At 65.6% G+C, this 12,849-nt stretch carries 10 protein-coding genes; 9 read left to right on the forward strand and 1 reads right to left on the reverse strand.

The window, feature by feature from the left end:
* Positions 1 to 3 precede the first annotated feature (3 nt).
* The 5 genes from OH146_RS00695 to OH146_RS00715 all read left to right on the forward strand — a co-directional run bounded on the left by OH146_RS00695 (position 4) and on the right by OH146_RS00715 (position 7,535).
* Complete coding sequence (locus OH146_RS00695) at positions 4 to 924, forward strand: RluA family pseudouridine synthase (RefSeq protein ID WP_265156370.1); 921 nt, start codon at positions 4 to 6, stop codon at positions 922 to 924.
* Between the two features lie 138 nt (positions 925 to 1,062).
* Entirely contained in the window at positions 1,063 to 4,524 is a 3,462-nt protein-coding gene (gene dnaE, locus OH146_RS00700) for a DNA polymerase III subunit alpha (RefSeq protein WP_372508483.1), read from the forward strand.
* A gap of 47 nt (positions 4,525 to 4,571) precedes the next feature.
* Positions 4,572 to 5,900, forward strand: coding sequence for a histidinol dehydrogenase (gene hisD, locus OH146_RS00705; protein WP_265156374.1), 1,329 nt, complete (start codon positions 4,572 to 4,574; stop codon positions 5,898 to 5,900).
* Positions 5,901 to 5,972: 72 nt separating this feature from the next.
* Positions 5,973 to 6,440: a transcriptional regulator NrdR gene (nrdR, locus tag OH146_RS00710; protein ID WP_265156376.1), complete on the forward strand. Its 468-nt coding sequence runs from the start codon at positions 5,973 to 5,975 to the stop codon at positions 6,438 to 6,440.
* A gap of 33 nt (positions 6,441 to 6,473) precedes the next feature.
* A complete protein-coding gene (locus tag OH146_RS00715; protein ID WP_265156378.1) occupies positions 6,474 to 7,535 on the forward strand; it encodes a quinone-dependent dihydroorotate dehydrogenase in 1,062 nt (353 codons plus the stop codon).
* On the opposite strand, the gene OH146_RS00720 is transcribed toward OH146_RS00715, so the two are convergent.
* Positions 7,510 to 8,085, reverse strand: a complete 576-nt coding sequence (locus OH146_RS00720; RefSeq protein WP_265156380.1) for a DUF3043 domain-containing protein — start codon at positions 8,083 to 8,085, stop codon at positions 7,510 to 7,512. The genes OH146_RS00715 and OH146_RS00720 overlap by 26 nt on opposite strands.
* Before the next feature lie 39 nt (positions 8,086 to 8,124).
* Here OH146_RS00720 and OH146_RS00725 point away from each other — a divergent pair, with 39 nt between their 5' ends.
* The 4 genes from OH146_RS00725 (at position 8,125) to ctaD (ending at position 12,847) form a co-directional block, all read left to right on the forward strand.
* A complete protein-coding gene (locus tag OH146_RS00725) occupies positions 8,125 to 9,549 on the forward strand; it encodes a dipeptidase (protein ID WP_265156382.1) in 1,425 nt (474 codons plus the stop codon).
* Between the two features lie 100 nt (positions 9,550 to 9,649).
* Entirely contained in the window at positions 9,650 to 10,033 is a 384-nt protein-coding gene (gene erpA, locus OH146_RS00730; protein WP_265156384.1) for an iron-sulfur cluster insertion protein ErpA, read from the forward strand.
* A 174-nt stretch (positions 10,034 to 10,207) separates the two neighbouring features.
* Positions 10,208 to 11,083: an aa3-type cytochrome oxidase subunit II gene (ctaC, locus tag OH146_RS00735; protein ID WP_265156386.1), complete on the forward strand. Its 876-nt coding sequence runs from the start codon at positions 10,208 to 10,210 to the stop codon at positions 11,081 to 11,083.
* A gap of 78 nt (positions 11,084 to 11,161) precedes the next feature.
* A complete protein-coding gene (gene ctaD, locus OH146_RS00740; RefSeq protein WP_265160573.1) occupies positions 11,162 to 12,847 on the forward strand; it encodes an aa3-type cytochrome oxidase subunit I in 1,686 nt (561 codons plus the stop codon).
* Positions 12,848 to 12,849: the final 2 nt, after the last annotated feature.

Raw genomic sequence — 12,849 nt, forward strand, 5'->3', positions numbered from 1 at the left:
GCCATGGAATCTCGCAGTCTCCCTATTCCCGACGGCCTCGCGGGCGAGCGCCTCGACGCGGCCCTCTCGAAGCTCATGGGGTTCTCCCGTAGTTTCGCCGTCGAGGTCATCGAGGCGGGAGGCGTCCGCATCGACTCCGTGACCGCGGCAAAGTCCGACCGGCTGCGCTCGGGTGCATGGCTCGAGGTCGAGTGGATGCCGCGGTCGGCTCCCACGATCGAGGCGGCCGTCGTCCCCGGCTTCGAAGTCGTGCATGATGACGACGACATTGTCGTCGTGGACAAGCCGGTGGGGGTAGCAGCGCATCCCTCTATCGGCTGGACGGGACCGACCGTCCTTGGCGCCCTCGCAGGTGCAGGTTTCCGCATTTCGACGTCAGGTGCCGCCGAGCGAGCGGGCATCGTCCATCGGCTCGATGCCGGCACGAGCGGCCTCATGGTCGTCGCGAAGTCGGAGCGCGCCTACACGGAGCTGAAGCGGGCGTTCCATGACCGCGATGTCGACAAGGTCTATCACGCGGTCGTGCAGGGGCATCCGGATCCCCTGCGCGGCACGATCGACGCGCCCATCGGTCGCCATCCTTCTTCTGCTTGGAAGTTTGCGGTCGTCGCGGGCGGCAAGGACTCCGTCACCCACTACGAGACGCTCGAGGCATTCCCGTCCGCCTCGCTGCTCGAGATTCACCTCGAGACAGGGCGCACGCATCAGATTCGTGTCCACATGGCGGCGCAGCGGCATCCGTGTGTCGGCGACGCGATGTACGGTGCGGACCCCACGATCTCGGCCCGGCTGGGGTTGAGCAGGCAGTGGCTGCACGCCATGAGGCTGGGGTTCCGCCATCCCGCGAGCGGCGAGTACGTCGAGTTTGCCTCGCGCTATCCCGCGGACCTTCAGCACGCTCTCGACGTGCTCCGCGCCGTCTGAGGGCGCTTCCTCCGCCTGTCGTTCGAGGCTGTGTCGGCGCTCGGTCGTAGACTTGATGCCGACCCCGAGCCAGACGGAGAAGCAGTGCCCGCGAGCAGCGATTCCTTCGTGCACCTGCATGTGCACAGCGAGTATTCGATGCTGGATGGAGCTGCGCGCATCAAGCCGCTCATCGACGCCGCGATTGAGCAGGGGATGCCCGCAGTCGCCGTCACTGACCACGGCAATGTCTTCGGGGCCTACGAGTTCTGGAAGGCGGCGACGGCGGCCGGGATCAAACCCATCATCGGCACGGAGGCTTACCTCACGCCGGGAACGCATCGCAGCGACAAGACTCGCGTGAAGTGGGGCGACGGCGGGGGAGACGATGTTTCGGGCGCCGGCGCCTACACGCACATGACCCTCCTCAGTGAGACGACCGAGGGGCTCCAGAACCTGTTCCGGCTCTCCTCCAAGGCCTCGCTCGAGGGGTACTACTTCAAGCCGCGCATGGACCGCGAGCTCCTTTCGGAGTACGGCAAGGGGCTCATCGCGACGACCGGATGCCCGAGTGGCGAGGTGCAGACGCGCCTGCGCCTCGGACAGTATGAGGAGGCCAAGAAGGCTGCGGCAGACTTCAGGGACATCTTCGGGCGAGAGAACTATTTCGCCGAGATCATGGATCACGGTCTCGGCATCGAGCGGCGGATCATGGGCGACCTGCTCCGCCTCGCCAAGGAACTCGACCTTCCGCTCGTCGCGACCAATGACCTTCATTACACGCACGCCCACGACGCGACGAGCCACGCGGCACTCCTGTGTGTCCAGTCGGGCACGACTCTCGATGACCCCAAGCGCTTCAAGTTCGACGCCGACGAGTTCTATCTCAAGTCGGCCGCACAGATGCGCCATCTCTTCAGCGACCATCCTGAAGCATGCGACAACACCCTGCTGATCGCCGAGCGGTGCGACGTCGTATTCGATGAGAGCGCCAACTACATGCCCCGGTTCCCCGTCCCGGAGGGGGAGACGGAGGAGACCTGGTTCGCGAAGGAGGTTGAGAAGGGCCTCCACTACCGTTATCCGGGCGGCATTCCCGACGATGTGCGGCAGCAGGCCGAGTACGAGAAGCAGGTCATCATCCAGATGGGCTTCCCGGGCTACTTCCTCGTGGTGGCCGACTTCATCAACTGGTCGAAGGAGAACGGCATCCGCGTGGGTCCGGGTCGTGGCTCCGGTGCGGGCTCGATGGTCGCCTACGCGATGCGAATCACGGATCTCGACCCCCTGCGCCACGGGCTCATCTTCGAGCGCTTCCTCAACCCCGACCGAGTCTCGATGCCTGACTTCGACGTCGACTTCGACGACCGCCGCCGGGGCGAGGTCATCAAGTACGTCACCGAGAAGTACGGTGACGAGCGCGTCGCGCAGATCGTCACCTACGGCACGATCAAGGCCAAGCAGGCGCTCAAGGACTCCTCTCGAGTGCTCGGCTTCCCCTTCGGCATGGGGGAGAAGCTGACGAAGGCGATGCCGCCGCCCATCATGGGGAAGGACATCCCGCTGACGGGGATCTTCGACAAGGAGCATCCGCGTTACAAGGAGGCCGGCGACATCCGCTCTGTCGTCGAGACGGATCCGGATGCCAAGACGGTCTTCGACACGGCCCTCGGCCTGGAGAACCTCAAGCGGCAGTGGGGGGTTCACGCGGCGGGCGTCATCATGTCGAGCGAGCCGCTCATCGACATCATCCCAATCATGCGTCGTGAGCAGGACGGCCAGATCGTGACGCAGTTCGACTACCCTGCGTGCGAGTCGCTCGGGCTCATCAAGATGGACTTCTTGGGCCTGCGCAACCTCACGATCATCTCGGATGCCCTCGACAACATCGAGTCCAACCGCGGTCAGCGGCCGGATCTCGAGCTGCTTGAGCTCGACGATGCGGCGGCGTATGAGTTGCTCGCCCGCGGCGACACGCTCGGGGTGTTTCAGCTCGACGGCGGGCCGATGCGCGGACTGCTTCGCCTCATGAAGCCCGACAACTTCGAGGACGTCTCCGCCGTCATCGCGCTGTATCGCCCGGGGCCCATGGGCGCCGACTCGCACACGAACTATGCGCTCCGCAAGAACGGGCTCCAGGAGATCACGCCCATTCATCCGGAACTTGAGGAGCCTCTCCGCGAGATCCTCGACGGCACCTACGGCCTCATCATCTACCAGGAGCAGGTGATGGCGATCGCGCAGAAGGTCGCTGGCTTCTCGCTAGGACAAGCCGACATCCTGCGCCGCGCGATGGGCAAGAAAAAGAAGTCCGAGCTCGACAAGCAGTACGAGGGCTTCAGCGGCGGTATGAAGGAGCGCGGTTTCTCGGATGCCGCAATCAAGGCACTGTGGGACATCCTCCTGCCGTTCTCCGACTATGCCTTCAACAAGGCACATTCGGCGGCCTACGGCATGATCTCCTACTGGACCGCCTACCTCAAGGCGCACTTTCCCGCGGAGTACATGGCAGCTCTCCTCACGAGCGTGGGTGATTCCAAGGACAAGCTCGCGATCTATCTCAACGAGTGCCGTCGCATGGGCATCAAGGTTCTGCCCCCCGACGTCAATGAGTCGATCGGCTTCTTTGCGGCCGTCGGCGACGACATCCGCTTCGGCCTTGGCGCCGTGCGCAACGTCGGGTTCTCGGTTGTCGAGCTCATCCGCGCCGCCCGCGAGGAGAAGGGGCGCTTCTCCTCGTTCGACGATTTCCTCAAGAAGGTCCCGATCGGCGTCACCAACAAGCGCACGATCGAGTCGCTCATCAAGGCAGGCGCCTTCGATTCCCTGGGGCACACGCGCCGGGCGCTCTTCGAGATCCATGAGGATGCCGCCGAGGCGGCCGTGCGTGAGAAGCGCGCGGAGGCCAATGGGCAGGTGGGTTTCGACTTCGACGACCTGTGGGATGAGCCCCAGGAGGCGGGCACGGTGCCGGACCGCCCGGAGTGGTCGAAGCGCGACAAGCTCGCCTTTGAGCGGGAGATGCTGGGCCTCTATGTCTCGGATCATCCCCTCGCGGGACTTGAGCTTCAACTCGCGAAGCACGCGAGCACGACGATCGCAGAGATCCTGGCGGGGGAGTCGGTGCATGATGGCGACACCGTGACGATCGCCGGTCTTGTGACCTCTGTGCAGCATCGCACTGCCCGCAACTCGGGCAACCAATACGGTCTCGTGACGGTCGAGGACTTCGGCGGCGAGATCACGGTCATGTTCCTCGGCAAGACCTACCAGGAGTTCTCACCCGCCTTGGCGGCGGACTCGATCGTCGTCATCCGAGCCAGGGTCAGTCAGCGCGACGATGGAGTGAACCTCCACGCGAACAGCATGTTCGTGCCCGATCTGGGGGCGAGCCTCGGCTCCGGCCCACTGATGATCTCGGTGCCGGAATTCCGGGCGACGACGGATGTCGTGGCGGCGCTGGGTGATGTGCTCATCCGGCACGCTGGGGAGACCGAGGTGCGCCTCAAGCTCATTAAGGGCTCGACAGCTCGCATGTTTGAGGTGCCGTATCCCGTCTCGGTGACGGCGGATCTCTACGGTGAGCTCAAGTCGCTGCTGGGTCCGGCCTGCCTCACCTGACATCCGGGCAGATCGACGTGAGTCAGCGCGGCTAGAGTGGTGTGGCCATGATCCAGACCATCGACCTGACCGGTCGGCGCCCCAGCGCCGCCGAACTACTCGCGCTCATTCCTCGCTCGCTGACCGATGTCTCGGCGGCGTCTTCGATCGCCCAGGAGTTGATCGACGATGTCCGTGCCCGGGGGAGCGCGGCTCTGCTCGACCAGGCGGAGCGCTTGGACGGCGTGCGTCCCGCCCAGGTGCGGGTGCCCGCCGACGAGATCTCCGCCGCCGTCGCGACGCTCGAACCGGACGTCCGGGAGGCTCTCGAGGAGGCGATTGTGCGGGTGCGGGCCGCCAGTTCCGCGCAGGTTCCCGAGCCCGTCACGACGTCGCTCGGGCCGGGCGCGAGCGTTGTCCAGCGTTGGGCTCCGATCCCGCGCGTGGGCCTCTACGTGCCGGGCGGCAAGGCGGTCTATCCTTCGAGCGTCGTCATGAATGTGGTTCCCGCCCAGGTGGCGGGCGTCTCCTCGGTGGCGCTCGCCTCGCCCCCGCAGAAGGACTTCGGCGGTTCCGTTCATCCGACGATCCTCGGTGCTGCCGGGCTGCTCGGAGTCGACGAGGTGTATGCGATGGGCGGCGCCGGCGCCGTCGGTGCGCTTGCGTACGGTGTCGCCGACGCGGGTTTGGATCCCGTGCAACTCATCACGGGCCCGGGCAATGTGTTCGTCGCCGCAGCCAAGCGCCTCGTGCGCGGGCAGGCGGGTATCGATTCCGAGGCGGGTCCGACGGAGATCCTTGTGATCGCGGATGCTTCGGCCGACGCGTCGATCGTCGCCGTCGACCTCATCAGCCAGGCGGAGCATGACGAGCTCGCCTCGGCCGTACTCGTGACGAATTCCGTGGAACTCGCCGAGGCCGTCGTGTCGGAGTTGGCACGCCTGGCGCCGTTCACGGCGCATCGCGAGCGTGTGGCGGAGGCGCTGCGGGGGCCCCAGTCGGCGATTGTCCTGGTGGACGATTTGGCCGTTGCTGCGGACTTCAGCAATGCCTACGGTCCTGAGCATCTAGAGCTGCAGGTCGAGGACGTCGACTCCTTGCTCTCGTCGATCGACAGTGCGGGGGCGATCTTCCTCGGCCGCTATTCGCCTGTGAGCCTGGGGGACTACCTTGCCGGGTCCAACCACGTGTTGCCGACAGGGGGCCAGGCCCGCTTCTCCTCGGGTCTCGGGGCTTATACCTTCCTGCGTCCCCAGCAGGTCGTTCGCTACGAGGAGTCGGGTCTGCGCGAGGTCGAGCGCCGCATCGTCGCCCTCGCTACGGCGGAGGATCTGCCGGCGCACGCGGCCGCGGTGACGGCTCGCTTCGAGCGTGACGTCCCTCCGACCGCGTCCTGATCCGATCGAGCGCCCGCCGCTGCCGCCTGTCGCCGCGTCTTCCCGTCGTCGAAGGCCTATCCTTGGGGCACCATGTACTGCCCCTTCTGTCGCCATCCCGATTCTCGCGTCATCGACTCGAGGACGAGCGACGACGGTCTTTCGATCCGTCGGCGTCGTCAGTGTCCCGAGTGCGGCCGCCGCTTCAGCACGACCGAGACGGCAAGTCTCAGTGTTGTGAAGCGCAACGGTGTTCTCGAGCCCTTCAGCCGGGAGAAGGTCGTATCGGGGGTTCGCAAGGCCTGCCAGGGGCGTCCGGTCACGGACACGGATTTGGCACTGCTGGCGCAGCGCGTCGAGGAATCAATCCGCGCGACGGGCGCGTCTCAAATCGAGGCGAACGATATCGGTCTCGCGATCCTCGCCCCCCTTCGCGAACTCGACGAGGTAGCCTTCCTCCGTTTCGCGAGCGTGTATCAGGCCTTTGAGTCGCTCGAGGATTTCGAGTCGGCGATCTCGCAGCTGCGGGAGGAGCACGGGTCCGTGGGCGACAGCGCATGAGAGTCGTCCCCGGCGCGCTAGGGTGACCTAGGCATGTATCGCTTCCTCTTCTCCACCTTTCTCACGCGGCTCGACCCGGAACGAGCGCACGGTCTCGCCTTCCGCGTGATCCGGCTGCTCCCAGCCCTCGGTGTCGGGGCTCTCGTGCGCATCTGGTCTCGCCCTGCTCCTGCACTGGAGGTGGAGGCGTTGGGACTCCGCTTCTCCTCGCCCTTCGGACTTGCGGCGGGCTTCGACAAGGAGGCTCTCGCCATCCGGGGCCTCGGTCAGCTCGGTTTCGGCCATGTCGAGGTGGGCACGCTCACGGCACAGCCCCAGCCGGGCAACGATCGTCCGCGCATGTTCCGCCTGGTGAGGGATCGCGCGCTCGTCAACCGCATGGGCTTCAACAATCACGGCGCTGCGGATGCCGCACCGCGTCTCGCGGCCGCCCGTCGGCGCCGCAGCCGGCCCATCGTGGGCGCCAACATCGGCAAGAGCCGCGTCGTCGAGGTGGATGCTGCGATCGAGGACTACCTCGCGAGCACGCGCCTGCTCGCGCCCGTGAGCGACTACCTCGTCGTCAATGTAAGCTCGCCCAACACGCCGGGCCTGCGCGGGCTTCAGGAGCTCGATCGGCTGGAGCCCCTGCTCGCTGCGGTGAGGGATGCTGCATCCGGAACCCCCGTGCTCGTGAAGATCGCCCCGGATCTGTCGGACGAGGAGGTCGAGCGCATCGCAGGGCTCGCCACTCGCCTTGGCCTCGGGGGCGTCATCGCGACGAACACGACGATTTCGCGGGAGGGGCTGCGCAGCGACGCGCAGCAGGTTGCTCGGATCGGGGCCGGCGGCCTCTCGGGAGCACCGCTCAAGGCCCGCTCGCTCGAGGTGCTCTCTCTCCTGCGCCGGGTGCTCCCCGAGGAGATGTGCGTCATCTCGGTGGGGGGCGTCGAGACGGCGGCGGATGTCGCGGCGCGCCTGCGGGCGGGCGCCACGCTCGTTCAGGGTTATACGGCCTTCGTCTACGAGGGGCCGCTATGGGCGGGACGCATCAACCGCGAGCTCGCGCGTCTCGCGCGCGAAGGCCGTCTCACGCGGGGTACTGGCCCCGCTTGACCTGGGGCTTCGGCAGGCGCATCGGCCGCATCTGAAGGCAGCGCATGGCGGTGTACCAGCGCACACCCTTCTGCACCTGTTCCTTTCCAAACTTCTCTGCGAGGCGACGCGAGACGATCATTCCTGCGATCACGCAGTCGACGACAGCCAGGATGAAGAAACCCCACAGCACCAGGAAGCTGGCGACGGCGACGGTGGGGTCGGGGACGAGGGTGAGTACGATCACGAGCAGCATGACGGGGATCATGAGCTCGCCCATGCTGAAGCGGGCGTCGACGTAGTCGCGCACGAATCGGCGCTGGGGGCCCTTGTCGCGCTGCGGGAGGTACTTCTCCTCGCCGTTGGCCATACCGATGCGGGCGCGGTCGCGTGCCTTGTTGTACTTGGCCCTGGCCTCCTTGTTCGCGGCACGGCGGTCGTTGGATACGAGTGGACGCAGGTTGGCGGCCTCGCGCTCCTTGCGCTTGGGAGTCGGGCGTCCCTTGCCCTGGTTCGTGCCCTCGTCGTCGCTCGTGAGCGCGGGCTGCGGTTCGTGTGTGGGCTTTGCCATGGAGATTCCTTGCGTTGGGGACTGCTTAAGATTACCTGCATGACTTCTCCAGAAGATGCGGGCGCAATGTCGCAGGACCGGCAGCTCGAGGCCCTCTCGGCGGTCGTGCAGGAGGGGTTCCCCTCCGCCGTTGCCGATCTCTCCCGTCTCGTTCGCATCCCCTCGGTGTCCTGGCCCGCCTTCGACGAGCGGCACGTCGAGGAGAGCGCTGCCGCTGTGGCGAGCCTTTTGGAGGAGCTCGGCATCTTTGAGTCGGTCACAGTGTCGAGTGCGCCCAAAGCGGATGCCTCGGGGCAGGGCAAGCCGGCTGTGCTCGCGACCCGTCCCGCGCGCCGTGGCCGTCCGACTGTGCTGCTCTACGCGCACCACGACGTCCAGCCGCCGGGGGACGAGGGGGAGTGGGATTCGCCCGCCTTCGAGCCGACCCTGCGTGGCGACCGTCTTTACGGTCGTGGCTCGGCCGACGACAAGGCCGGAGTCATGGCGCATGTCGCTGCGATCCGCGCCCTCCGCGAGACCCTCGGTGACGACTTCGATCTGGGCATCACGGTCTTCATCGAGGGCGAGGAGGAGGCCGGGTCTCCCTCGTTCGGCAATTTCCTCAGGCAGCACCGCGAGCAGCTCGCCTCGGATGTCATCGTGGTCGCCGACTCGGACAACTGGAGCATTGACACCCCATCGCTCACGGTGTCGCTCCGGGGCAATGTAGCCTTCGCGTTGGAGGTCCGCACGCTCGCTCATGCGTCGCACTCCGGCATGTTCGGGGGAGCGGTTCCCGACGCCATGATGGCGCTCGTGCGCATTCTCGCATCGTTTCACGACGAGGTGGGTGCGGTCGCGATCGAGGGACTCACGACGGCGCCGCTCGAGACTCCCGCGGACGACGAGTCTCGGCTCCGCGACGACGCCGGGCTTCTCGACGGCGTCACTCCCGTGGGGCGCGGCAACATCCTGTCTCGGGTGTGGGCCCAGCCTGCCGTGACGGTGACAGGCATCGATGCACCGTCGGTCGCGAATGCGTCGAACACTCTTCTCCCCGTGGCGCGCGCTCGCGTGAGCGTTCGGATCGCACCCGGCCAGGATGCACAGGAGGCCTACGCCGCGATTCAGCGTCACATCGAGCGGCACACGCCGTTCGGCGCCCAGGTCTCGCTCGCCCATCCGGAGCTCGGCAATCCCTTCCTGGTGGACACCTCGGGCTGGGCCGTCGCGGAGGCTCGTGCGGCAATGGCGGATGCGTGGGGAGCAGACGCCGTTCTTGCTGGAGTGGGCGGCTCCATCCCCTTCATTGCGGATCTCGTCGATGAGTTCCCGTCCGCCCAGATCCTCGTGACAGGGGTTGAGGATCCCGAGACTCGCGCGCACAGTCCCAACGAGTCGCTGCACCTCGGGGTTCTTCGCAGGGCGATCCTGACGGAGGCGCTCCTGCTCTCCCGCCTCAACACGCGCGACGACCTGGGGTAAACCCTCTCCCTTCAGGGAATGGTTTCCCATCTGCCCGCGTTTACACTGGAATGAGCACCGGGGGCGGACATCCGACGGTGCCGAGACGTGAGGAGACGGCATGACCGACACGACCGTGAACAACGCGACCCTGGCCGACACGACGGCGGATGCTCCCGCTCACGGCGTCTCGCTGACTGACGCCGCTGCGACCAAGGTCAAGTCCCTTTACGAGCAGGAGGGCCGCGACGACCTGCGCTTGCGCATCGCCGTGCAGCCCGGCGGATGCTCGGGGCTGATCTATCAGCTCTACTTCGATGAGCGGCTGCTCGACGGCGACGCGACTGTCGACTTCGACGGCGTCGAGGTCGTCGTCGACAAGATGAGCGTGCCCTACCTCGACGGCGCGAGCATCGATTTCGAGGACACGATTCAGAAGCAGGGTTTCACGATCGACAATCCGAATGCGACGGGCAGCTGCGCCTGCGGGGATTCGTTCCACTAGACGTTTCATACCGATCATCGGGAGGGGAAGCCGCGACGCGGCTTCCCCTCCCGCCGTTTCGTGAAAGCGCCGGCTGACGGTGTCGGCGTTCGTTGGCGCGTCACGGGAGCGGTAGGCTGGTTCGTGTCAATAGACTGAGTTCGATCCAGTCCCGCGTCATCCGAGAGGTCACAGGTGCGCTCTAACCGCCGTCTTCGATGGGCTGCCCTCCCCGTGGCAGCATCCCTTGTTGTCGTCCTAGCAGGATGCACGCAGGCGCAGCTGCGCGGCTTCATGCCGGGCGAGCCCGGTGTCACGAATCACAGCGACCGCATCACGGGGCTCTGGACGACCTCGTGGATGATCCTGCTCGTGGTCGGCCTCGTCACCTGGGGTCTCATCCTGTGGGCGGCCATCGCCTACCGACGCCGTAAGGGCCAGTCGGGGCTTCCTGTCCAGCTCCGCTACAACATGCCGATCGAGATCCTCTATACGGTCGTGCCCTTCATCCTCGTGATCGGCTTCTTCGCCTTCACGGCGCGCGACCAGGCCGCGATCGAGGAGCCGATTGACGACCCCGACGTGCAGATCGAGGTCTATGGCAAGCGCTGGGCCTGGGACTTCAATTACCTCAACGAGGGCCCGGGGGGCGATGGCGTCTACTACCAGGGAATTCAGGCGCAGGAGAGGGACGAGTCTCCCTACATCGACTACGACCAGCTGCCCGTGCTGTACCTCCCGGTCGATCAGACGGTTGAGATCAAGCTCGAGAGCCGTGACGTGATTCACTCCTTCTGGGTTGTTGACTTCTTGTACAAGAAGGACACAGTCCCAGGCAAGAGCAACTACATGTACTTCACTCCCCAGGAGGAGGGCGAGTACATCGGAAAGTGTGCCGAGCTCTGTGGTGAGTACCACGCGCTCATGCTCTTCAAGGTCAAGGTCGTCTCGCAGGCCGAGTACGACGACTACATCCAGAGCCTCGTCGATGCCGGCAACACGGGAACACGCGGGCCTGAGTACAACACGAACAGCAACCTGCCGGGCACCGAGCCCGTGCGCCCAGAGTAAGGCGAGATCATGAGCACCACTACGGAGAGTCGTCCAGAGGCCGCACCCACCGCCGGTAGCGCCACGGCGAGCCACACGATGTCGCCCAGCGCACGCCGCAAGGGCAACGTCCTCGTGAACTGGATCACGTCGACCGACCACAAGACGATCGGGTACATGTACCTCATCAGCTCGTTCGTCTACTTCTGCATCGGCGGAGTGATGGCCCTCATCATCCGCGCGCAGCTCTTCGCGCCCGGGCTTGACCTGCTGCAGACCAAGGAGCAGTACAACCAGCTGTTCACGATGCACGGCACGATCATGCTTCTCATGTTCGCGACGCCGCTATTCGCGGGTTTCGCGAACGTGATCATGCCCCTGCAGATCGGCGCCCCGGATGTCGCGTTCCCGCGTCTCAACGCGTTCGCGTACTGGCTCTATAGCTTCGGTAGCCTCATGGCGGTCGCAGGCTTCCTCACCCCGCAGGGTGCGGCATCCTTCGGTTGGTTTGCCTACACCCCGCTCTCGACGACGACGTTCACGCCCGGCGTGGGCGGCCATCTCTGGGTGGTTGGACTCGCGATCTCGGGCTTCGGCACGATCCTCGGTGCCGTGAACTTCATCACGACGATCATCGCGATGCGCGCTCCGGGCATGACCATGTGGCGCATGCCGATCTTCACCTGGAACACGCTTGTCACTTCGATCCTGGTCCTCATGGCGTTCCCGGTTCTCGCTGCCGCCATGTTCGGTCTCGCGGCCGACCGTCTCTTCGGGGCGCATATCTACAACGTGGACGCGGGGGGTGCCATCCTCTGGCAGCACCTCTTCTGGTTCTTCGGCCACCCCGAGGTGTACATCATCGCCCTGCCGTTCTTCGGCATCGTGTCCGAGGTGTTCCCGGTCTTCAGTCGTAAGCCGATCTTCGGCTACAAGACGCTCGTCTACGCGACGATCGCCATCGCGGCGTTGTCGGTGACGGTCTGGGCGCACCACATGTACGTCACGGGCTCGGTACTGTTGCCCTTCTTCGCACTCATGACGATGCTGATCGCCGTGCCGACGGGCGTGAAGATCTTCAACTGGATCGGGACGATGTGGCGTGGCTCGGTGACCTTCGAGACACCGATGCTGTGGGCGATCGGCTTCATCGTGACGTTCGTCTTCGGCGGACTGACCGGCGTGATTCTCGCGTCGCCGCCGCTCGACTTCGCGGTCTCCGACACGTACTTCGTCGTCGCCCACTTCCACTACGTGGTGTTCGGCACCGTCGTGTTCGCGATGTTCAGCGGCTTCTACTTCTGGTGGCCGAAGTGGACTGGCAAGATGCTCAACGAGCGCCTCGGCAAGATCCACTTCTGGGTGCTTTTCATCGGCTTCCACACGACCTTCCTCATCCAGCACTGGCTCGGCGTCGTCGGCATGCCGCGGCGCTACGCCGTGTACCAGCCTGAGGATGGCTACACGTGGATGAACCAGCTTTCGACGATCGGTGCGATGATCCTCGGGGTCTCGCTGATCCCGTTCCTCCTCAACGTGTACCTGACTGCGCGCAAGGCACCCAAGGTGACGGTCAACGACCCGTGGGGCTACGGCCGCTCCCTCGAGTGGGCGACATCGTGCCCGCCCCCGCGCCACAACTTCACGTCCATCCCGCGTATCCGTTCGGAGTCCCCGGCCTTCGACCTGCACCACCCGGAGGCGGGCATCCCGGTCGGTGTGGGTCCTGCGAAGGACGCCCCCGACGCCCCCGTGTACGACAGCGCCGACGAGAAGGTGAAGTAGCA

Source organism: Homoserinimonas sedimenticola, assembly GCF_026094475.1.
GTDB classification, from domain to species: Bacteria; Actinomycetota; Actinomycetes; order Actinomycetales; family Microbacteriaceae; genus Homoserinimonas; species Homoserinimonas sedimenticola.